The organism is Calidifontibacter indicus (genome assembly GCF_003386865.1).
Classification (GTDB): Bacteria; Actinomycetota; Actinomycetes; order Actinomycetales; family Dermatophilaceae; genus Yimella; species Yimella indica.
The window spans coordinates 2350019-2369938 of sequence record NZ_QTUA01000001.1; the positions used below are offsets into that span (position 1 = coordinate 2350019).

Genomic DNA, 19920 nt, shown 5'->3' on the forward strand with positions numbered 1-19920 from the left:
CCGAACCTCAGCGGTCAGCCGAACCTGAGCTCCATGCCGATCTCGGTGCGTCCATCTGGCAACGGTTCACGAACACCTGTGTCACGGAGGCCCATTCGCTCGTAGAACCGCTGTGCCCGCGCGTTTCCGTCGACGACGAACAGCCGGACGCCAGGTACCCCGGACGCCCGCGCCCAGTCGATCACGGTGGCGACGAGGTCCGTGGCCACCGTCCGGCCACGGACCTCGGGAGCCACCCACATCGACACCAGTTCGGGCAGTTCCTCGGCGGGCGCCGCGAAGACTCGCACCATCCCGACCGGCGCCGTCCCGTCGAACGCGAACCAGGACGGCTGACCGCACCACTCGCGCCAGAGAGCCTCCGGGTAGGCGGCGCTCTTGTCGTAGCTGCCACCGAAGGCGTCCGGTGAATCCTTCAGGGCCGCCAGGCGAACCGCGCGATAGGTCGACCACTCCTCGGGTTGGAGCGAACGGATCTCGATGGGCACTCGGCCACGCTAGACCAGCGTCAGCACCAAGCCGGCGGCGAACACGAGGTAGAAGACGCCGGCGCCGAGCAGCGCCTTCGCCGTGGCGCGTCCCTTGCGGATGAGGTGGTGCAGGTAGATCACCGACGCGAGGGTGACGACACCGGCGAGGATCAACGGGGTGTCGAACATCCCGGGTGTGCCGAGCAGACCGATGCCCGACGGCACGGTGGCCAGGGCCGTTCGTCCTCGCCGAAATCGTGATCGAGATGCAGCACCCGGCAGATCTGCGGCCAGGCCGCAGCGCCGATCCGTTGCGCAGCGCCCGTGTCGCCACCCACCTGATACGGACGGCGTTGGTCGCCCTGGGGCTCGCCGGGCAACGCCACCGAGTGCCCGGCGCGCAGATCGACGACGGTTTGCGTGTCGAGGCCGTGCTCGGCACGAGAGGCGACGATCTCCTCGACCGCGCGCGTGCTCGGCCACACCCGGTCGTCGCCACCGGCAACCAGCAGCACCTCCGCCTCGATGCGTTCGACCGGGATTCGGGCCGCGTCCACCACACCAGCGTCGGCGACCTCGATGCTGTGTTCGTAGAGCGGTGAGAACGCCGGCGGCTCGTCGGCGGGCCGCCATGACCGGTCGAGCGGCACGAACGGCAGCGGATCACCACCCCAGGTCCACTTGCTGCGGGCCGGCGCGTCGTCGTCCTCCCGGTGCCCCTCCCACACCACCGTGGTCGGTGCGAGCGCCACCACAGAACCGATTCGCGGGTCGCGCGCGGCCACCGAGAGCGCAGCCTCCGCACCGTACGACAGCCCCATGATCGCGAGCCGATCACACTCTGCCGCAATCAGATCCAATGCCTCGACGAACATCTCCAAGGGCACCTCGCAGGGCGTCGGCGGTTGCTCCGCACCGCCGAACCAGCGCAGCGCCAGCGCTGTTGCGCCGGCGCGAGCCAGCACCTCGGCGCGCGCCGAATCAAGGCGCCCGCTCGACCCCGCGAGCACCAGCACACCGGTGCCGCGATCGTGCGTGGGTCTCCCCCAGTGCAGGTTGGTCGCCGCAATCGTCATCGCCGCACGTCGTACCAGTCGCGCTCGTTGAGGAAGCTGTGCACCTCGGCATCCGGTGCGCTCCAGTCGAATTCGCCGTGCTCGTCGTTGATGAACCCGTCGAGCGAGCCGATGCTGACGTACACGAGTCGTCCCATACGCTCCAGCCTCCCACCGCCGTCGGCATAACCGGGCGTTGTTGCTTGTTCAACTGGCGTGGGCACTGACGTTCTGGACTCGATCGTCATCGGCGCCGGCCAGGGTGGGCTGGCGGCGTCGTATTTCCTCAAGCAGCGCTGCATCGATCACCTCGTGCTCGACGCGAACCCGATCGCCGGCGGTGCGTGGCAGCACCGATGGGACTCCCTCGCGATGGACGACGTGCACGGTGTCGCCGACCTACCCGGCGAGGCTGCGCCTGCCCGCTCGACGGATCGCGCCAATGTCGTTGTGCCGCAGTACTTCGCGGCCTATGAGCGGCACCACGACCTCCCCGTCGAACGACCGGTCGAGGTCACCCGGGTCACGAGCGACGGCGACCTCCTGGTCGTCCACGCAGGCGACCGCGCCTGGCGCACCCGCACGCTCGTCAACGCGACCGGCACCTGGACGCGTCCGAACCGGCCCGACTACCCGGGCATCGACGATTTCGCCGGGGAGCAGTTCCACACCTCCACCTATCCCGGCCGCGACCACCTACGCGGCAAGCGCGTGATCGTGGTCGGCGCGGGTGCCTCGGCGGTTCAGTTCATCGGTGAGCTCGCCCCGATCGCCGCCGTTCTGTGGGTGACCCGTCGCCCACCGCAGTGGCGCGACTGCGGCACGCTCGGCCCGGAGGCCGGGCTGCAGGTCGTCACCGAGGTCGAGAAGCGCGTGGTCGAGGGTCTTCCACCCAAGAGCGTGGTGGCGGTCACCGGCCTGATGCTGCGTCCGCAGGAGGCCGAGGCCGACCGGCTCGGCGCGTACGACGACCCGTTGCCGATGTTCGAGCGGCTCGAGGAGCACGGCGCATTGTGGTCGGACGGCACCTTCGAGCCCGCCGACGTGATTCTGTGGGCGATCGGATTCCGTTCTGCCGTCGACCATCTGGAACCGCTCGGCCTGCGCGGGCCGAACGGCGGCATCCCGCTGGAGCGGGTGCAGGGCAACGTGCAGGGCGCAACGACCGCGGTGCTCGACCACCGGGTGCACCTTGTCGGCTACGGCCCGTCGGCGAGCACGATCGGCGCCAGCCGCGCCGCCCGCCGTGCGGCACTCGAGGTCGCCCGGCAGCTGTCCGACTCCGGCTCGACCCAGGACGAACGAGCGTCCTGAAGAAACACGGCATCGAACTCGGCGACCGGGTCACGGCGAACGTGTGGCTCAACCCCGACCGGTGAACTTTCGGTGAACATAGCGACAGTGCAGGTCAGCGGCTCGTAGCGACGAGCGGCTGAGTGGACGCCGCCGCGGCGTCGGGTCCATTCTGGCTCCATGTCAACAGACCTGATCATTCTGATCCTGGTCGTCGTAACCGCTCTCGGTTTCGACTTCACCAACGGTTTCCACGACACCGGCAATGCGATGGCCACCTCGATCGCGACCGGAGCGCTCAAACCCAAGGTCGCCGTCGCGCTCTCGGCGGTGCTCAACCTGCTGGGTGCCTTCCTGTCCGTCGAGGTGGCAACGACCATCACCAAGGACGTCCTGAAGATCCAGACGTCCGACGGTGCACTCGTTTCCGGACTCGACCCGAATCAGGCGATGCTGTTGATCTTCGCCGGTCTGATCGGCGGCATCCTCTGGAACCTGTTGACGTGGCTGTTTGGGCTCCCGTCGAGTTCGTCCCACGCACTCTTCGGCGGCCTCATCGGCGCAGGCCTCGCAGCGATCGGCACCAGCGGGGTGAACTGGCAAGGCATCGGCGAGAAGGTGCTCATACCCGCCGTGATGTCACCGTTCATCGCCGGCGTCATCGCCGCCATCGGCACCGCGCTCGTATACTTCATCACCCGCGGTACCTCCGAGAGCAAGCGTTCGCACGGCTTCCGCTGGGGTCAGGTCGGCACCGCATCGCTGGTGTCGCTGGCCCACGGAACCGGTGACGCACAGAAGACGATGGGTGTCATCGCCCTCGCGCTCATCGCCCACGGCTCGCTCACGACGCAGAGCATCGACAGCAACGGACTTCCGGTCTGGATCATCTTCACCTGCGCCTCCGCGATCGCGCTCGGCACCTACCTCGGCGGGTGGCGGGTCATCCGCACCCTCGGCAAGGGCCTCGTCGAGATCGAGTCGCCGCAGGGCATGGCGGCCGAGGCATCGTCGGCCGCGATCATCCTGACCTCCAGCCACTTCGGCATGGCGCTGTCGACGACGCACGTCGCGACCGGCTCGATCCTCGGGTCGGGTGTCGGAAAGCCCGGCGCCCAGGTGCGCTGGGGCGTCGCCGGACGCATGGTCGTCGGATGGCTGCTCACCCTGCCGGCCGCCGGAATCGTCGGCGCGCTGTGCTTCTTCATCGCCGACACCGTGGGCGGTCTGGCGGGAGCGGTCGTCATCTTCGCGATCCTGCTCGGCCTCTCCGGCTTCATGTACATGCGCGCCCAGGCCCAGAAGGTCGATCACAACAACGTCAACCACGAGTGGAACGAAGAGTCGAACAGCGTCGTGCCCACCACCGACGCGAAGGACACCACCCCGGAGGTCACCCGATGATTGCCGACGCCGCCCAGTCCGCCCTCAAGGTGTTCCTCGCCGGACTGCTGTTCGGCGCGGGCCTGCCCGCGATCTTCGCGATCGGCATCCGCCTGTGGAGCATCGGCAGTCCCGAGCCGAGCGCCGACGGCACCGCCGCCCGTCGCAACCCGGCCGCGCTCGCCGGCGCCGTGGTCTGCCTCGCCGTGGTCGTGTTCGCCGTCGTGATGGGCGTCCTCTGGATCACCCAGAAGAGCATCGACCACTACTTCGGAATCACCCTGTTCTGATGGCATCGATCGAGTCCGTTCTGAACTGGTTGCGCGCCGGGTACCCCGAGGGCGTGGCACCGAACGACGTGGCGCCGATCGTCGCGCTGCTGCGTCGGGCGCTCACCGACGAAGAAGTCGACCAGGTCGTCGCGCACCTGCAGGACGACGACCCGCGTTCCGAAGCCGACCGAGCCAGTGTCACGGCCGCGATCGAGGACGTAGCCAACACCGTGCCGACCCAGGAGGAGGTCGCCGCGGTTGCCACCCGCCTCGCGCAGACCGGATGGCCGCTCGCCGACGATCTGCTGCGCGAACACGGCGAGCAGGGCTGGTTACAGCGCATACTCAACTGGCTGCGCGCCGGCTACCCGCAGGGTGTGCCGCCGACCGACTACCAACCGGTGCTCGCACTGCTGCGGCGTCAGCTGAGCGAGGAAGAGGCCGACGCGATCGCGCTCAAGGTGATCGCCGACGCCCGCGCCCACGGCCGTATGCCCGACCAGATGAGCGCACGCACCGCGATCCTGGGCACCACCGACGAACTCCCGACGGACGACGACGTGCGGCGAGTGGAGTCGCACCTGCGCGAGTACGGGTGGCCGTTCGAGGCGTCCGACTCCCGCTGAGTCGCCGCTGAAAACCAGCAGGGAAGGATCCCCCTTCTGCTCTTGGGCGGCATGGGGCGAAGACCGATCAACCGAAGTCCGCCAAGAAGTACAACGCACCAAACGCAAACCAGACACACCCGCGCAGAAGCGGGATCGCAATTTCGACGACACAGACCGAGGGCTACACCTTCGAACAGATCGTTCCCCGGTCCGAGTACGTCATGCCGAATTGGCAACGCATCCTGTACCTCGCCGTGTGGTTCACGATCATGTGGTGGGTGGGCAGGTTCTGGTTCCGCACCTGCACCAAGAACAAGCCGGCCACCATATGACCGAGCCCTACCGAACGATCCGCACCCAGTTCGCGCCCTGACCGATCGGGGTGGTGCCGAGCGACGTCAACGTGCCGTCGGCGCCGACCTCGTGCAGTTCGGCGTCGGTGGCGCGCTCCCCCACCGCGATGACGTAGGCACCGTCGGCGGTGACCGCGAACCCGCGCGGCTGCTCCCGGGTCGACGCGAACGCAACCACCTCGCCGAGCCGGCCGCCGTCGCGGCTGACCGTCGCGAGGGTCGACGCCGAGCGCTCGGAGGCGAGGAGCCACCGACCCGCAGGGTGCACGTCGGCGCCCCAGATGAGGTGCTCCGCGCGTGGGTCGGCACCGAAACGACTGTGCTTCAACCCCGCTGACGGATCGACGATGTTCACCACTTCGGCCCGGGTGAGGGTGCCGTCGGCACCGACCGAGTGCCGGATGACCTCGCCGGAGTACTCGGTGATCAGGTAACCGTCCGCACCGTCGAAGACCAGGTGCCGCGGCCCGCAGCCCTCGGTCTGCGCGACGGTCGCCGGCTCGAGCGGGGTCAGCGTGCCGTCGCCGGCGAGGTCGAACTGGGCGATCAGGTCGGCGCCGAGCGAGACGAAGTAGGCGCGGCCGTCGCGCGCGACGACGCAATGCAGGTTGGGGTATTCGATCTGCGACACCGGGTCGCCGAGTCGGCCGTCGTCTCCGATCGGCCAGGTGGCGCCCCACCCGCCGCCGTACGACGCGCCGAGCAACACCGTGCCGGACGCGTCGAGCGACAGGTAGGTCATCGACGCCGGCACCTCGCGCCGGGAGATCTCGGTGAGTGCTCCGGTGGCCCGGTCGAGTCGCATCGTGGCGATGCCGGCCGGGTCGCCCTTGAACGCGGCGTAGACCAGGTCGCGCTCGGTGTCGACCGCGAAGGTGCTGCAGCCCTGCCCGACGCTCGAGGTCGTGAGCAGTTCCAACCGGGGGTTGTCGCGGTGGAGGGTAAGGGCGGAGACGGTGCCGTCGCCGGCGTTGGCGATGAGGACGAGTTCAGCCATGTCCTCACCCTACGGTTCCACCCTGTTGGGTGGGCCGGCTGCGCTCCACCCCGGCCAGCACCTTGCCGCCGCGCCGGCGCAGATGGTCGAGCACGGTCACCCCGAACTGCCGCCGGCGCGGCGCCCGACCACCGTCCGGACCGGACTGGCGGGTAGTCGCGCGCCGGTCGCATACTCCGGATGTGGCCCACTACTTCAGCTTCGTCCTCTTCGCGACCGCCATCGCCGTCGCGCCCGGACCCGACACCTTCCTGACGCTGCGCAACACCGTCATCGGTGGTCGCGGCCGCGGACTGTGGACGACCTTCGGCATCTGCGTCGCCGGTGCCACGCAGGGCATCCTCGCCGCGATCGGGCTGGGTGCGATCATCGCGAACGCGCGACCGGTCTTCGAGGCCATCCGGTGGGCCGGTGTCGCCTACCTTGTCTATCTCGGTGTGATTGCCATCCGTGCCGCGCTGCGCGCCCGCGACGCCGACTGGGCGGCCGGGGAGAAGACGGCCGCGTCGCCGTGGCGCGCCTTCCGCCAGGGCTTCCTGTGCAACATCACCAACCCGAAGGTGCTCGCGTTCAACCTCGCCGTGCTGCCGCAGTTCGCCTCGCCCGACACCGGCCTTGCCGGGCTGATGGCCTACGCACTCACGCTGACCGTCGTCGGCCTGCTGGTGCTGCTGCTGGTGGTCACGATCGCCGGACGGGTGCGAGGAGCATTGCAGCGCAAGCGGTTCCAGCAGGCGATCGAAGGTGGCACCGGGCTGGTGATGCTGGGGTTCGCCTCCGCGCTGGCCACCGAGGCCTGACCGGCCCGCCTAGCCCCCTACGACAGCAAGGCACCGGCCCGAAGCCGGTGCCTTGCTGCGTTCGGCCGCTCCCGGAGGCGACGGCGCACTCCGCCTATCCTCGACCCATGCGCTGCGGGTACTTCGACCGACATGAGTGCCGGTCGTGCACCCTGATGAACGTCCCGTACGCCGACCAGGTCGCCTCGGGCGACGACGCCGTGCGGGCGACCCTTGCCGACCGCGTCGACTCCTGGCTGCCCAGCGCCACCGGGCCCGAGGCGGGTTTCCGGAACAAGGCCAAGCTCGTCGTCGCCGGCCGCCGCGGCGCACCCGCCCTGGGCATTCTCGACGCCGGCGGCAACGGCGTCGACCTCACCGGATGCGGGCTGTACGAGCCCGGGCTGGCCGCCGCGCTGCCCACCCTGCGCGAGTTCGTCGCAGACATCGGCCTGACGCCCTACGACGTGCCGACCCGCAACGGTGAGCTGAAGAACCTGCTGGTCACTTATTCGCCCGACGGCGAACTGATGGTGCGGTTCGTGCTGCGCTCGACCGGCCAACTGGGCAAGCTCGAGCGCGCGCTGCCCGACCTGCAGCAGCGCCTGCCGAACGCCCGCGTCGTCACCGCCAACCTCCTGCCCGGCCATCGCGCGGTGATGGAGGGCGAGGAGGAGATCGTGCTCACCGAGCACGACACCCTGCCGATGCGCCTGGGCACGGTGCGACTGCACCTGCGGCCGGCGAGCTTCTTCCAGACCAACACCACGGTCGCCGAGCAGCTGTACCGCCAGGCCGCGACGTGGATCGGCGAGCTGGCACCCGGCGTGCTGCTGGACCTCTTCTGCGGGGTCGGCGGTTTCGGTCTGACCGCTGCCGGTGCGGGTGTGCGCGAGGTGTTCGGGGTGGAGATCTCTGCCGACGCGGTGTCGAGCGCTCGTCGGTCGGCTGCCGAACTCGACTCGCCCACAACGACTTTCCACTATGTCGCGGGCGACGCCTTCCACGCGCTCGCCGACGCGCCGTCCGCCGACGTCGTCGTGGTGAACCCGCCCCGACGCGGCATCGGGGACCACCTGTGCGACTGGCTCGAGCACGCCCAGGTCGAGCACCTCGTCTACTCCAGTTGCAACCCGCGCAGCCTGGCCACCGACCTCGACCGGATGCCCGGCTTCGTCGTCGAGCGGGCGCGGGTATTCCACATGTTCCCGCAGAGCACCCACCACGAGGTGCTCGTGCAGTTGGCCCGCCGATGATCTTGCCGGCGCGGTCGTGAGCCGATCCCGTCGGCACCGTCCGGTCTCCCCCTTCCCCCAGGAGCACGGCATCGACGCCATGCGCGTCACGCTGCCGCACGACGGCGGGTGGACGACGGTGCGTGAGCATCTGCTCGACCGACTCAGCAAGCTCAGCGCGGCTGAGCTCGATGCCAAGCTCGCGGCCGGCGACGTCGCCGCACCCGACGGCACGCCGGTGACCGGCTCCACGCCGTACGTCGGCGGTCGGGTGGTGTTCGTGCGGCGGGAGTTCGCACCCGAGCCGGTCGTGCCCTTCGACATTCCGGTGATCGAGCAGGACGACCGCATCCTGGTCATCGACAAGCCGCCCTTCCTGGCCACCATGCCGCGCGGCAGCCACATCACCCAGACCGCGGTGGCGCGCCTGCGGGACGAACTCGACCTGCCGCTGCTCAGCCCGGCGCACCGGCTCGATCGGCTGACCAGTGGCGTTCTGGTGCTCACCAAACATCCGCGCTGGCGCGGGCCCTACCAGGAGTTGTTCGCGGCCCGCCGCGCCGGCAAGACCTACCTCGCCCTGGCGCCGGTGCTCGACGGCTTCGACCGTCCGCGCGACGTCCACCTGCACCTGGTCAAGGTGCACGGCCGGCACGCGACCACCGTCGAAGTGGGGCATCCGGCACCCAACGCGCACACCCGGATTGCGCTCGTCGACCAGTTCGTCGCCGGCGGCCCGCTCGGCCTGTACCGGCTCGAGCCCACCACCGGCCGCACCCACCAACTGCGGGCCACGATGAGTCACCTCGGCGCCCCGATCGTCGGCGACCCGCTGTACCCCGTCCAACAGACCGTCGCCCGTGACGACTTCGACCACCCGCTGCAGCTGCTCGCCGAACAGTTGACCTTCGTCGACCCGATCGACGGCACCTCACGGGTGCTGCGCAGCGGGCGCCGACTGCCGATCGCCGACGCGTATCACCAGGCAACCCCGCCCTTGGGCAACGGCGCCCGGTCGGATTGAATGCAGGTGGCCGACAAGCGAAGGAGCGACATGGACGTCGACGGCAAGGTTGCGATCGTCACCGGTGCGGGCGCCGGGATCGGAGCGGCACTCGCGCAGGAGCTCGTGTCGCGCGGCGCGCGGGTGGTGCTGGGCGATCTGTCACCCAAGGTCGAGGAGGTCGCGGCGACCCTCAACGAGGCCGCCGGCGACAGCGCTCCGGTGGCGGTGGCCCATGTCGGTGACGTCTGCGCCGAAGCCGTCATCGACGACCTGGTGCGACTCGCCGACGACACCTTCGGCGCTCTGCAGCTCTACTTCGCCAATGCCGGCATCATCGGCGCCCCCGGCCTCGACGTCAGCGAATCCGACTGGGACACATCGATCGACGTCAACCTGCGCGCTCACATCCGCGCGGCCAAGAAGCTCGTGCCCCGCTGGGTCGAGGCCGGCGAAGGCTACTTCGTCAGCACCGCGTCCGCCGCCGGTCTGCTCACCCAGATCGGTTCGGCCACCTACACGGTCACCAAGCACGCGGCCGTCGGGTTCGCCGAGTGGCTCAACATCACGTACGGCGACGCCGGGGTGCGGGCCAGCTGCCTGTGCCCGATGGGTGTGGAGACCGATCTGCTCTATGCCGGACGGGAGACCGGTGACCCGCTCGGGGTCGCCGCGACCAACGCCGTGCTGAGCGCGGGTGAGGTGCTCACCCCGCAGCACGTCGCCACCATCGTGCTCGATGCCGTCGCCGACGAGCGCTGCCTGATCCTCCCGCACGCCAGTGTGCTGGAGATGATGCGCCAGAAGACCTCCGACCACGAACGCTGGTTGGGTGGCATGCGGCGCTACCAGGCGTCCCTGCTCAACGATTCCCGATGACCCCCGATGACCCCCGATGACCCCCGATGACCCCCGATGACCACTGCAGACAAGACGAAAGGCCAGACCCGATGACGACGATGTTCGAGATGACCGAGCGTGGTGCCGACTACCACCGGCGCGTCTGCGCGTTCATGGACGAGTTCGTGTACCCCGCCGAGGAGGTGTACGAGCAGCAGATCGAGGAGTCGGGTGACCCGCACCACCAGCCGCAGATCCTGGAGGACCTCAAGGCCAAGGCCAAGGAGCAGGGCCTGTGGAACCTGTTCCACCCGCACGCCGAATGGGGTCCGGGTCTCACCAACCTCGAGTACGCCCCGCTGGCCGAGCTGATGGGACGCGTGCACTGGGCACCGGAGGTGTTCAACTGCAACGCCCCCGACACCGGCAACATGGAGGTGCTCACCCTCTTCGGCACGCCCGAACACCAGGAGAAGTACCTCAAGCCGTTGCTCGACGGCACGCTGCGCTCCGCCTTCCTGATGACCGAGCCCGCCGTCGCCAGTTCCGACGCCACCAACATCGAGATGTCGATGGAGCGCGACGGCGACGTATACGTCATGAACGGGCGAAAGTGGTTCTCCTCCAACGCTCTTCACAAGAACTGCGGTGTCTACATCGTGATGGGCAAGACCGACCCGTCGGCAGAGACCCACCGCCAGCAGTCGATGTTCGTCGTCGACGCGAACACCCCCGGTATCACCGTGGAGCGCAACCTGCCGGTCTTCGGTTACATCGACCGCGAGGGTCACGCCGAGATCGTCTTCAAAGACGTCCGGGTGCCGGCGTCCGACCTGCTGAAGGGCGAGGGCGAGGGTTTCGCGATCAGCCAGGCCCGCCTCGGCCCCGGCCGCATCCACCACTGCATGCGCACCATCGGCGTGGCCGAGCGCGCGCTCGAGTTGCTGTGCAAGCGGGCGTTGGCGCGCAGCACCTTCGGCAAGCCGGTCGCCGACAACGCCAACATCCAGGACTGGATCGCCGAGGCCCGCATCGACATCGAGATGGTGCGCCTGCTGTGCCTCAAGGCGGCGTACCTGATGGACACCGTCGGCAACAAGCAGGCCCAGACCGAGATCGCCGCGATCAAGGTGGCCGGCCCGAACATGGCGCTGAAGATCATCGACCGGGCCATCCAGGTGCACGGAGGCGGCGGCGTGACGAACGACTTCCCGCTCGCCCGCGCCTACGCCGGTGTGCGCACGCTGCGCCTGGCCGACGGCCCGGACGAGGTGCACAAGCGCTCGATCGCGCGCCGGGAACTGCGCCAGTACCGCTGACCCGCCGGCCCCCACTTACCGCAAACGCTGCGGCTGCCGCAGCGTTTGCGGGTGGGGTGGGTCAGTTGAAGGTCCAGCTCCGCTTGCTCAGGCCGTACCAGAAGCCGTCGATCTGGCTGTCGCCGTTGACGCTTCCCTCGACGCTGGTCGCACCGAGGCTGACGAACAGCGGCGCCCAGTGCTCCGAGCGCGGGTGTGCCTCGTGGGCGGCCGGCGCCTTGAACTCCCAGTCGAGAATCGCGTCGACGTCACCCTCGGCGACCTTCTCCGCGGCCCAGTGGTCGAACTCCTGCGACGCGATCGGCGCGGGAGCATCGGCGGGCTCGTGCGGGTGGAACCAGCGCAGGTTGTGCGTGGTGAAGCCGGAGCCGACGATCAGCGTGCCCTCGTCGCGCAGCCCGGACAGGCGCTTGCCGAACTCGAACAGCTGACGCGGGTCGAGGGTCGGCATCGACACCTGCAGCACCGGCACGTCGGCCTCGGGGAACATCTCGACCATCGGCACGTAGGCGCCGTGGTCGAGGCCGCGCGACTGATCCTGGTAGACCGGGCCGAGGTCGGACACATTGCGGGCGACGGCGTGCGCGAGTTCCTCCGCCGGCGGGGTTTCGTAGGTGACGTCGTAGTACTTGCTCGGGAAACCCCAGAAGTCGTACGTCAGCGGCGCGCCGGTCGTCGAGGACACGGTGATCGGGTTGTTCTCCCAGTGTGCGGAGACGATCAGCACGTTCTTCGGCCTCGGCAGTTCCTTCGACCACTGGGCCAGCTGCGCCGTCCAGGTGTCGTCGTCGGCCAGTGGCGGGGCGCCGTGGGAAAGGTAGATGACCGGCATGCGTTCGCTCATAGCACCAGCCTAGAACGAATACAGTTGACGCGTCAACAACTCTGAAGTGTGACGCCTACCCACCAGCAATCGGGCAGAACCCCAGGCACGCTGGGTGGCTAGTAACCCGCTCCCGGGTTGAGCAACCCGTCCGGATCCCACACCTTGCGGATGGCGTGTTGCAGGTCGAGCACGTCGTCGCCGAGTTGGTTGCGCAACAACGGCTGCTTGAGCCGGCCGATGCCGTGCTCGCCGGTGATCGTGCCGCCGATCGAGAGCGCCAACGCCATGATCTCGGTGAAAGCCCTTGCGGCCCGGGCCTTTTCGTCTGCATCAGTGGCGTCGTAGACGATCACCGGGTGGGCGTTGCCGTCGCCCGCGTGTGCCACCGTGACGATCCGCAGGTCGTGCTCGGCGGCGATCGCCGCGACCCCACCGACCAGCTCGGGCAGCTTCGGCACCGGCGCCCCGACGTCCTCGAGCATGTAGGCGCCGAGCCGCTCCACCGCCGGGAAGACCGCACGCCGGGCCTGCACGAACATCTCGCCCTCGGCCGGGTCGTCGGTCTCGAAGATCTCCTGGGCCGCCGCCTGCTCGCAGGCCTCGCGCGCGGCCTGCAGCTCCAGAGTGCGCGACTCCCCCGCCGCGTCCGACTGGATGAGCAGCATCGCGCCCACCGACCGGTCGAGGCCCATCGGTTGGAAGTCCTCGACGGCATTGATCGACGCGTTGTCCATCAACTCCACCATCGACGGACGGCTGGTGGCACAGGTCGCGACGACCGCGCGGGCGGCGTCCTCGACCGTCGCGAACATCGCGACGAGGGTGGCCGGCGCCGCGAGCTTGGGCACCAGTCGGCACAGCACCTGCGTGACGATGCCGAGGGTGCCCTCGCTGCCGACCAACAACTTGATGAGGTTGAGTCCGGCGACGTCCTTGATCCGCGGGCCGCCGAGTTCGATGAGGCGTCCGTCGGCGAGCACCACCTGCAGGCCCATGATGTAGTCGACGGTCACGCCGTACTTGACGCAGCACAACCCGCCCGCGTTGGTGGCGACATTGCCGCCGATCGTCGAGATCTCGTACGACGACGGGTCGGGCGGATACCAGAGCCCGTCCTTGGCGGCGACCTTCTTGATGTCGACGTTGAGCGCCCCGGCCTGTGCCCGGGCGGTGCGGGTGGCCGGGTCGACCTCGATCGTGGTCATCCGCTCGAGGCAGAGCACGATGCCGTCGGGCTGCGCGGACGCACCGCCGGACAACCCCGAACCGGCACCGCGCGGCACGACCACGACACCGTGCTCGGTGGCCCACCGCATCGTCTCCTGCACCTGGCCGACCTCGCGCGGCAGCACCACCGCGAGCGGCAGCTGTGCGTCTGGGTCGCGGGCCCAGTCGTAGCGATAGGCCTCGCGTTGCTCCGCCGAGGTGCGCACGATGTCGGCGCCCAGCCGAGCCACCAGGTCCTGCACCCGTGCGTCGCCGTCCGTCGGCTCGCCTGCCTGCGTCATGTCAGGGCTCCTCCCAAAGGTTGGATTCACCCTATGACTCGGAACAACCGGCCGCACCGGTTGGTTGGACCATTCGTGACCAACTCCCCCGAAGCCCAGTCAGCGCACACGTCGGTCCCACTGTCCGTGCTCGATCTCGTCCCGGTGAGTGAGGGGATGACCCGCTCGGCCGCGTTCGACGAGACCCGCACCCTGGCGGCGCAGGTCGACCGACTCGGTTACGAACGCCTGTGGGTCGCCGAACACCACGGCAGCACCACCTTCATGGCGTCGGCCACCTCGGTGATCCTCGGCGACCTCGCCCATCACACCAGCGGCATCCGCCTCGGCAGCGGCGGCGTGATGCTGCCCAACCACGCCCCGCTGATGGTCGCGGAGTACTACGGCACCCTCGCCACCCTGTACGGCGACCGGTTCGACCTCGGCATTGGCCGGGCACCCGGCACCGACCCGATGACCGCCGCCGCACTGCGCCGCGGCAACCCCGACCTCAACGGTTTCGCCAGTGACGTCGTCGCGATCATCGACCTGCTCGGCGACGCCCGCTCACTGCCCGGCGGCGTGCGCGCCATTCCCGGCGAGGAGACGCGGGTGCCGGTGTGGATGCTCGGGTCGTCGACCGGCGGCGCGCAGGTCGCGGCCGCCCTGGGCCTGCCCTATTCGTTCGCCTCACACTTCGCACCCCAGCAGATCCGCGAGGCGCTCGCGGTCTACCGCGACGGCTTCGACGCCTCGGTGCGCACCGCCCAGATCGAGCAACCGCGGGTGATGGCCGGGGTCAACGTCCTGATCGCCGACACCCGCGCCGAGGCCGAGCGACGGTTCACGACCTCCCAGCAGATGCGGGTGCACCTGCGCACCGGCCAGCTCGGGCCGCTGCTCCCGCCGGTCGACGACCTGTCGACCGTGCTGCCCGAGGGCGCACTGGAGTTCGCCGGACGCCCCGACGGCCCGGCCACCTTCGTCGGCACGGCGGAGCAGGTGCGCGACGGCTTGCAGGGCTTCGTCGACGACTACGAGCTCGACGAGGTCATCGTGACGACCTACACCTACGACCCGGCGCACCGGCGCGAGTCGTACGATGCGCTCGCGCAGGTCTGGGGTCTCACCGCACGCGACTGACGGTCAAAACTGACGCTCAGATCGTGAGGATCAGCTTGCCGGTGGTCTGCCGCCCCTCGAGCGCCTCGTACGCGTCGGCCGCCCGCTCCAGCGGGTAGCGTCCGCCGATCCCCAGCTTCAGCGACCCGTCGGCCAGCGCACCGAGCACGTCCCCTGAGCGCCAAAGCAGTTCGTCACGGTCGAGCAGGTAGCTGCCCAGCGTCGGACGGGTCACGAACAGCGACCCGGCGGCGTTGAGCCGCTGCAGGTCGAACGGCGGCACCTGCCCACTGGCGCCACCGAAGAGGCACATCAGGCCACGCGGACGCAGGCTGGCCAGCGACGCGTCGAAGGTCGCCTTGCCGACGCCGTCGTAGACCACGTCGACGCCGCGTCCGGCGAGCCGCCGCACCTCGGCGGCGAGCGCCTCTGCTTCGAACTCGCGGTAGTTGATCGTGTGGTTCGCACCGAGGTCGCGGGCGATCTGCAGCTTCTCCTCGCTGCCCGCGGTGGCGACGACGACGGCACCCTTGGTGCGGGCCATCTGCACCAGCAACTGACCGACACCACCCGCGGCCGCGTGCACGAGCGCGATCTCGTCGGCCTGCAGCGCCCAGGTCGAGTTGGTCAGGTAGTGAGCGGTCATGCCCTGGAGCATCGCGGCGGCAGCGGTCTCGAGGTCGAGTCCGTCGGGCACCGGCACCACACCGGCGGCGTCGACGTTGACGAGTTCGGCCGCACTGCCGGTGAACTGGGCCCATGCGACGCGCTGACCGACGGTGAAACCTTCAACCCCTTCGCCGACGGCGACGACCTCGCCGGCCGCCTCCTCGCCGAGCACGAACGGCGTGTCGAGCGGATAGACGCCCTGGCGCTTGTAGACGTCGATGAAGTTGACGCCGACGGCCGCCACCTTCACCTGCAGTTGGCCGGCCGCGGGAGCCGCGACGTCGATGTCTCGGACGGCCAGGACGGACCGGTCGCCGTGTTCGGTCACGATGAGTGCACGGGTCATGTGATTCACCCTAGCGACCGTCACTCGAACGGCGTCGGGTCACCCGCTCCGACCCGGACGACCTCGGGGTACCCGGAGGAGAAGTCGACGACGGTCGTCGGTTCGACACCGCACTCGCCGCTGTCGATCACCGCGTCGACCTCGTGGTCGAGGCGTTCCTTGATCGACCAACCGTCGACCATCGGCTCCTCCTCGTCGGGCAGCAGCAGGGTGCTGGTCATCAGCGGCTCCCCCAGCGTCTCCAACAACGCGTGCACCACCGGGTGCTGCGGGATGCGCACCCCGACGGTCTTCTTCTTCGCGTGCAGGAAGCGCCGCGGCACCTCGCCGGTTGCCGGCAGGATGAAGGTGTACTGGCCCGGCGTCGCCGCCTTCAACGCCCGGAAGACCCGGTTGTCCATGATCACGAACTCCCCCAACTGCGCGAAGTCGTGGCACATCAACGTGAAGTGGTGCTTGTCGTCGAGGTGACGGATGCGCACGATGCGCTCCTTCGCCTCGACGTTGCCGAGCATCGCGCCGAGCGCGAAACAGGAGTCGGTCGGGTACGCGATCAGTCCACCGTCGCGCAGGATCGCGACGGCCTGGTTGATGCTGCGTGGCTGTGGGTCGACCGGGTGGACGTCGAAATAGCGGGCCATGGCGTCAACCTACGCCCGCGCGCCCCACTTGTCGGCGAGCGTGCGCATCACCTTCAGGTCGCGGGTAGTGGCGACCCCGACGAGCTTCTCGATGCGCGCATTGCTGATCTTGGCCTCGTGCGTGGATTTGCCCAACCACCAATGGATCTCATCGCCCACGACCTTCAACCGCTCACCGTCGACGTCCCACTCGTCGAGGGTGCGGACGGCGTCGGCGGACGGTGTCTGCGCGCACAACGTCACGTAGCGCCGGTCGGCACCGCCCAACGGGTCGTCGAGACCGTGCGCGGTGTCGGCGATCTCGACGAGCTGCACGGGTGTGCGCAACACCACCGGCACCGGGAAACCGAACTCCGTCTCCATCGCCGACTCCAGCGCATCGATGATCTTCGCGCGACTGCGCATCGAGGTGCCGAAGAGCACGTTGCCGCTCTGGATGTGTGTGGCGACGTCACGGAATCCGCTGTCGCCCAAGAGTTCCCGCAGGCGTTCCATCTTCACCCAGCGCGCAGACACGTTCACCGCCCGCAGGAACGCGACGTACTGCGCCATCAGTCGCCGCTCTCGCCCGCGATCTGCATGGTGACGTCGGCGCCCAACTGCACGGTGCGGCTCACCGTGCACAACCGGTCGTGCGAACGCTCGACGGCGTCGGGGTAGACCGAGCGGGCGGCATCGCCCTCGGCGCCCTCTGGGAAGCTCACCTCGAAGCGCACGGTGATCGGACCCATGTGGTTGTGCTGCTCGTCGCGCAGCTTCTCCCCCGACGCGGTGACGTCGAAGGTGGTCGGCTCGCTGCGGCGCGAGGTGAGGATGTCGACGTCGATCGCGGAGCAGCCGGCAATCGCGGTGAGCAGCAACTCGACCGGGGTGAACTGGTCGTCGCCGCCGCTGCCGAAGTCGAATGTGCCGCCGCGGGCGTTGGTGGCGCGGAACTTGCCCGCCGACGTCCGGGTGATGGTGACTGAGCGCATGGCCTCGGGGTTCGTCATGGGATCAGCCTGCCACTAGCGTGGTGGGTCATGAGCCACCCCGCGAGCCAGCCCGCTGCGAACCACGTCGAGGTCGAGCACAGCATCGTGCTCATCCGGCACGGCGAGACCGAATGGTCGCGCAGCGGTCAGCACACCGGCACCACCGATCTTCCGCTCCTGCCCGAAGGCGAGGCGTGCGCCCGCCGGGCCGGTGAACTGCTCGCCGGCATGTCGTTCGTGGCCGCGTTCTGCTCACCGCTGCAGCGCGCCGTCCGCACCGCCGAACTGGCCGGACTGCGCGACGTGGAGCTCGCCCCCGAACTGCGCGAGTGGGACTACGGCGGCTACGAGGGCCTGACCACCCCGCAGATCCGCGAGCAGACCGGTGACCCAACGTGGGAGATCTTCAAGGACGGCACCGTGCCCGGCGACACCCCCGGCGAGTCGGTGTGGGACGTCGCGGCGCGGGTGTCGCACGTGCTCGCCAAGGTGACCCCGCTGCTCGACGAGGGCAACGTAGCACTCGTGGCGCACGGGCACTCGCTGCGCATCCTGGCGTCGGTGTTCCTGCAGATGAGCCCGCGCTTCGGCGCGCGCCTGCTGCTCGACGCCGGCTCGCTGTCGATGCTCGGCTTCCACCACGGGCAGCCGACGATCCAGGTGTGGAACCGGCAAACCCGCGGGGCCTGACCGCTCAGGCCGGCAGCTCCCAGGTGTGCACCGGGGCGTTGTCGCTCATGCCGACCAGGTAGCGCTCGAGCATCCCGACCAGCGCATCACGGCGCGAGGCGCCCTGGGCCTCGAGCCGCTGCACGCACGCGATCTGCCAACTGGCGCCGTTGACGCCGGCCCGGCAGCGGTCCTCGACGACACCGAGGAAGCGGTCGCGCACCGACTGCGCGACGCCCCACTTCTCCAGGCCCTCGTGCGCCAGCGGCAACAGGTGCCGCAGGATCAGCTCGTCGGCGGCGACCTCGCCGAAGCCCGGCCAGTAGACCTTCGCCTCGATACCGCGCCGCGCGCACTGGGTGAAGTTGTCGTTGGCGGCCGCGAAACTCATCCGCGTCCAGATCGGGCGCTCGTCCTCGGCCAGCATGCGCACCACGCCGTAGTAGAACGCCGAGTTGGCGATGGTGTCGACGATCGTCGGCCCGGCCGGCAGCACGCGGTTCTCGACGCGCAGGTGCGGCTTGCCGTCGACGATGTCGTAGATCGGACGGTTCCAGCGGTAGACGGTGCCGTTGTGCAGCCGCAGCTCCGACAGCACCGGTGCCTCGCCCTGCTCGAACAACGCCACCGGGTCTTCGTCGCTGCACTCGGGCAGCAGCGAGGGGAAGTAGCGCACGTTCTCCTCGAACAGGTCGAAGATCGAGGTGATCCACCGCTCGCCGAACCACACCCGCGGACGCACACCCTGGTTCTTCAACTCGATGCTGCGGGTGTCGGTCGCCTGCTTGAACAGCGGGATGCGGGTCTCGTGCCACAACTGCTTGCCGAAGAAGAACGGCGAGTTGGCACCGAGCGCGAGCTGCACACTCGACAGCGCCTGTGCGGCGTTCCAGTAGGCCGCGAACTGCATCGGCCGCACCTGCAGGTGCAATTGCACCGAGGTGCACGCCGATTCGGGGGCGATGGAGTCGGCGTATGTCGCGAGACGTTCACCGGTCGGACCCTCGATGTCGATGAACAGGTCTTCACCGCGAGCGTTGAAGATCGCCTCGTTGAGCGCGCCGTAGCGGATGTTGGCACTCATCCATTCGGTGTGGAAGTGCTCGGGCATGATCGTCGGGAGGATGCCGATCATCACCATCCGTGACCCCGCCTGCCGGGCGAGCTCATCGGCCCGGTTGAGGCTGGCGCGAAGGTCGCGTTCGAGGTGCAACGCCTCCTCGCCCGGCATCGGACGAGGGCTCACGTTCAACTCGATGTTGTACTGCCCGAGCTCGGTCTGGTAGTCGCCGTCCTGGATCTTGTCGAGCACCGCCGCGTTGCTCATCGTGGGCTGCATGCCGGAGTCGACGAGGTTCATCTCGATCTCCATGCCGGTCAGCTGCCGGTCGAACTCGAAGCCGCGGCTGTGCAGCATCCGCTCGAACACGTCGAGGTCCTGGCGGACCTTCTCGCGGTACCGCTGCCGTTCCTCGCGCGTGTAGTTGTTGCCGGTGACGTCAGATCCCATGTCCACTCCTTCGCACGGTTCCTACACGTGACTGCGCAGCTGCCTGCTCTGCTGCGCCAACGCTAGTGG

Annotated in this window: 23 protein-coding genes; 11 read left to right on the plus strand and 12 right to left on the minus strand. The window is 69.0% G+C overall.

Annotation, left to right across the window (positions count from 1 at the left end; translation table 11 throughout):
* Nucleotides 1–14 precede the first annotated feature (14 nt).
* Genes DFJ65_RS11130 through DFJ65_RS17500 form a run of 4 tightly spaced genes read right to left on the minus strand, consistent with a single transcriptional unit; the run spans nt 15 to nt 1683 of the window.
* On the minus strand, nt 15–488 hold the full coding sequence (locus DFJ65_RS11130; protein WP_115923084.1) for a GNAT family N-acetyltransferase: 474 nt from the start codon (nt 486–488) through the stop codon (nt 15–17).
* A 9-nt stretch (nt 489–497) separates the two neighbouring features.
* A complete protein-coding gene (locus DFJ65_RS17195) occupies nt 498–659 on the minus strand; it encodes a hypothetical protein (protein WP_170144067.1) in 162 nt (53 codons plus the stop codon).
* Nucleotides 641–1546 (minus strand): acyl-CoA thioester hydrolase/BAAT C-terminal domain-containing protein, encoded by a 906-nt coding sequence (locus DFJ65_RS11135; protein WP_115923085.1) that lies wholly within the window; start codon nt 1544–1546, stop codon nt 641–643. Before DFJ65_RS11135 ends, DFJ65_RS17195 begins: the two co-directional genes overlap by 19 nt.
* Nucleotides 1543–1683: a dihydrofolate reductase family protein gene (locus DFJ65_RS17500; protein ID WP_170144068.1), complete on the minus strand. Its 141-nt coding sequence runs from the start codon at nt 1681–1683 to the stop codon at nt 1543–1545. The genes DFJ65_RS11135 and DFJ65_RS17500 overlap by 4 nt, the downstream gene beginning before the upstream one ends.
* A 58-nt stretch (nt 1684–1741) precedes the next feature.
* Here DFJ65_RS17500 and DFJ65_RS11140 point away from each other — a divergent pair, with 58 nt between their 5' ends.
* The 4 genes from DFJ65_RS11140 (at nt 1742) to DFJ65_RS17505 (ending at nt 5099) form a co-directional block, all read left to right on the plus strand.
* Entirely contained in the window at nt 1742–2839 is a 1098-nt protein-coding gene (locus DFJ65_RS11140; RefSeq protein ID WP_211308424.1) for an NAD(P)-binding domain-containing protein, read from the plus strand.
* Between the two features lie 159 nt (nt 2840–2998).
* Nucleotides 2999–4222, plus strand: a complete 1224-nt coding sequence (locus DFJ65_RS11145; protein WP_211308425.1) for an inorganic phosphate transporter — start codon at nt 2999–3001, stop codon at nt 4220–4222.
* The gene (locus tag DFJ65_RS11150; protein ID WP_115923086.1) at nt 4219–4491 is read left to right on the plus strand and encodes a hypothetical protein; all 273 of its coding nucleotides are present in this window, start codon (nt 4219–4221) and stop codon (nt 4489–4491) included. The genes DFJ65_RS11145 and DFJ65_RS11150 overlap by 4 nt, the downstream gene beginning before the upstream one ends.
* Nucleotides 4491–5099, plus strand: coding sequence for a DUF3349 domain-containing protein (locus tag DFJ65_RS17505; protein WP_170144069.1), 609 nt, complete (start codon nt 4491–4493; stop codon nt 5097–5099). Before DFJ65_RS11150 ends, DFJ65_RS17505 begins: the two co-directional genes overlap by 1 nt.
* A 321-nt stretch (nt 5100–5420) precedes the next feature.
* On the opposite strand, the gene DFJ65_RS11160 is transcribed toward DFJ65_RS17505, so the two are convergent.
* Entirely contained in the window at nt 5421–6431 is a 1011-nt protein-coding gene (locus DFJ65_RS11160) for a lactonase family protein (protein WP_115923087.1), read from the minus strand.
* Nucleotides 6432–6613: 182 nt separating this feature from the next.
* On the opposite strand from DFJ65_RS11160, the gene DFJ65_RS11165 reads away from it, so the two are divergent.
* From DFJ65_RS11165 to DFJ65_RS11185, 5 genes are all read left to right on the plus strand, one after another.
* Nucleotides 6614–7231 carry a LysE family translocator gene (locus tag DFJ65_RS11165; protein ID WP_115923088.1) on the plus strand — a complete coding sequence of 206 codons (618 nt, stop codon included), beginning with the start codon at nt 6614–6616 and terminating at the stop codon, nt 7229–7231.
* Between the two features lie 107 nt (nt 7232–7338).
* A complete protein-coding gene (locus DFJ65_RS11170) occupies nt 7339–8466 on the plus strand; it encodes a methyltransferase domain-containing protein (protein WP_115923089.1) in 1128 nt (375 codons plus the stop codon).
* Between the two features lie 16 nt (nt 8467–8482).
* The gene (locus tag DFJ65_RS11175) at nt 8483–9469 is read left to right on the plus strand and encodes a pseudouridine synthase (protein WP_245950175.1); all 987 of its coding nucleotides are present in this window, start codon (nt 8483–8485) and stop codon (nt 9467–9469) included.
* A 30-nt stretch (nt 9470–9499) separates the two neighbouring features.
* Nucleotides 9500–10327: an SDR family oxidoreductase gene (locus DFJ65_RS11180; protein ID WP_115923091.1), complete on the plus strand. Its 828-nt coding sequence runs from the start codon at nt 9500–9502 to the stop codon at nt 10325–10327.
* An 80-nt stretch (nt 10328–10407) separates the two neighbouring features.
* Nucleotides 10408–11607: an acyl-CoA dehydrogenase family protein gene (locus DFJ65_RS11185; RefSeq protein WP_115924261.1), complete on the plus strand. Its 1200-nt coding sequence runs from the start codon at nt 10408–10410 to the stop codon at nt 11605–11607.
* Between the two features lie 61 nt (nt 11608–11668).
* On the opposite strand, the gene DFJ65_RS11190 is transcribed toward DFJ65_RS11185, so the two are convergent.
* Both DFJ65_RS11190 and DFJ65_RS11195 read right to left on the minus strand, forming a co-directional pair.
* Nucleotides 11669–12451 (minus strand): dioxygenase family protein, encoded by a 783-nt coding sequence (locus DFJ65_RS11190; RefSeq protein WP_115923092.1) that lies wholly within the window; start codon nt 12449–12451, stop codon nt 11669–11671.
* Between the two features lie 98 nt (nt 12452–12549).
* Nucleotides 12550–13941: an FAD-binding oxidoreductase gene (locus DFJ65_RS11195; RefSeq protein WP_115923093.1), complete on the minus strand. Its 1392-nt coding sequence runs from the start codon at nt 13939–13941 to the stop codon at nt 12550–12552.
* Nucleotides 13942–14067: 126 nt separating this feature from the next.
* On the opposite strand from DFJ65_RS11195, the gene DFJ65_RS11200 reads away from it, so the two are divergent.
* Nucleotides 14068–15063 (plus strand): LLM class flavin-dependent oxidoreductase, encoded by a 996-nt coding sequence (locus DFJ65_RS11200; RefSeq protein ID WP_245950176.1) that lies wholly within the window; start codon nt 14068–14070, stop codon nt 15061–15063.
* 16 nt (nt 15064–15079) lie between these two features.
* Here DFJ65_RS11200 and DFJ65_RS11205 read toward each other — a convergent pair whose 3' ends face one another.
* The 4 genes from DFJ65_RS11205 to DFJ65_RS11220 are packed head-to-tail and all read right to left on the minus strand — an operon-like array spanning nt 15080 to nt 17690.
* Entirely contained in the window at nt 15080–16057 is a 978-nt protein-coding gene (locus DFJ65_RS11205) for a quinone oxidoreductase family protein (RefSeq protein ID WP_115923095.1), read from the minus strand.
* Between the two features lie 20 nt (nt 16058–16077).
* Nucleotides 16078–16698 carry an L-threonylcarbamoyladenylate synthase gene (locus DFJ65_RS11210; protein WP_115923096.1) on the minus strand — a complete coding sequence of 207 codons (621 nt, stop codon included), beginning with the start codon at nt 16696–16698 and terminating at the stop codon, nt 16078–16080.
* 9 nt (nt 16699–16707) lie between these two features.
* Nucleotides 16708–17250 carry a DUF1697 domain-containing protein gene (locus DFJ65_RS11215; RefSeq protein ID WP_115923097.1) on the minus strand — a complete coding sequence of 181 codons (543 nt, stop codon included), beginning with the start codon at nt 17248–17250 and terminating at the stop codon, nt 16708–16710.
* The gene (locus DFJ65_RS11220; RefSeq protein ID WP_115923098.1) at nt 17250–17690 is read right to left on the minus strand and encodes an OsmC family protein; all 441 of its coding nucleotides are present in this window, start codon (nt 17688–17690) and stop codon (nt 17250–17252) included. Before DFJ65_RS11220 ends, DFJ65_RS11215 begins: the two co-directional genes overlap by 1 nt.
* 30 nt (nt 17691–17720) lie before the next feature.
* On the opposite strand from DFJ65_RS11220, the gene DFJ65_RS11225 reads away from it, so the two are divergent.
* On the plus strand, nt 17721–18362 hold the full coding sequence (locus DFJ65_RS11225; RefSeq protein WP_115923099.1) for a histidine phosphatase family protein: 642 nt from the start codon (nt 17721–17723) through the stop codon (nt 18360–18362).
* 4 nt (nt 18363–18366) lie between these two features.
* Here the strand turns inward: DFJ65_RS11225 and DFJ65_RS11230 are convergent, their stop codons facing one another.
* Nucleotides 18367–19851 carry a glutamate-cysteine ligase family protein gene (locus tag DFJ65_RS11230; protein WP_115923100.1) on the minus strand — a complete coding sequence of 495 codons (1485 nt, stop codon included), beginning with the start codon at nt 19849–19851 and terminating at the stop codon, nt 18367–18369.
* Nucleotides 19852–19920: the final 69 nt, after the last annotated feature.

Coding starts and splice junctions, on each gene's coding strand:
- DFJ65_RS11180 (WP_115923091.1), top strand. CDS start 9,500: ATGGACGTCGACGGCAAGGTTGCGATCGTCACCGGTGCGGGCGCCGGG.
- DFJ65_RS17195 (WP_170144067.1), bottom strand. CDS start 659: ATGTTCGACACCCCGTTGATCCTCGCCGGTGTCGTCACCCTCGCGTCG.
- DFJ65_RS11220 (WP_115923098.1), bottom strand. CDS start 17,690: ATGACGAACCCCGAGGCCATGCGCTCAGTCACCATCACCCGGACGTCG.
- DFJ65_RS11190 (WP_115923092.1), bottom strand. CDS start 12,451: ATGAGCGAACGCATGCCGGTCATCTACCTTTCCCACGGCGCCCCGCCA.
- DFJ65_RS11160 (WP_115923087.1), bottom strand. CDS start 6,431: ATGGCTGAACTCGTCCTCATCGCCAACGCCGGCGACGGCACCGTCTCC.
- DFJ65_RS17505 (WP_170144069.1), top strand. CDS start 4,491: ATGGCATCGATCGAGTCCGTTCTGAACTGGTTGCGCGCCGGGTACCCC.
- DFJ65_RS11145 (WP_211308425.1), top strand. CDS start 2,999: ATGTCAACAGACCTGATCATTCTGATCCTGGTCGTCGTAACCGCTCTC.
- DFJ65_RS17500 (WP_170144068.1), bottom strand. CDS start 1,683: ATGGGACGACTCGTGTACGTCAGCATCGGCTCGCTCGACGGGTTCATC.
- DFJ65_RS11205 (WP_115923095.1), bottom strand. CDS start 16,057: ATGACCCGTGCACTCATCGTGACCGAACACGGCGACCGGTCCGTCCTG.
- DFJ65_RS11170 (WP_115923089.1), top strand. CDS start 7,339: ATGCGCTGCGGGTACTTCGACCGACATGAGTGCCGGTCGTGCACCCTG.
- DFJ65_RS11135 (WP_115923085.1), bottom strand. CDS start 1,546: ATGACGATTGCGGCGACCAACCTGCACTGGGGGAGACCCACGCACGAT.
- DFJ65_RS11215 (WP_115923097.1), bottom strand. CDS start 17,250: ATGGCGCAGTACGTCGCGTTCCTGCGGGCGGTGAACGTGTCTGCGCGC.
- DFJ65_RS11230 (WP_115923100.1), bottom strand. CDS start 19,851: ATGGGATCTGACGTCACCGGCAACAACTACACGCGCGAGGAACGGCAG.
- DFJ65_RS11210 (WP_115923096.1), bottom strand. CDS start 16,698: ATGGCCCGCTATTTCGACGTCCACCCGGTCGACCCACAGCCACGCAGC.
- DFJ65_RS11185 (WP_115924261.1), top strand. CDS start 10,408: ATGTTCGAGATGACCGAGCGTGGTGCCGACTACCACCGGCGCGTCTGC.
- DFJ65_RS11150 (WP_115923086.1), top strand. CDS start 4,219: ATGATTGCCGACGCCGCCCAGTCCGCCCTCAAGGTGTTCCTCGCCGGA.
- DFJ65_RS11195 (WP_115923093.1), bottom strand. CDS start 13,941: ATGACGCAGGCAGGCGAGCCGACGGACGGCGACGCACGGGTGCAGGAC.
- DFJ65_RS11225 (WP_115923099.1), top strand. CDS start 17,721: ATGAGCCACCCCGCGAGCCAGCCCGCTGCGAACCACGTCGAGGTCGAG.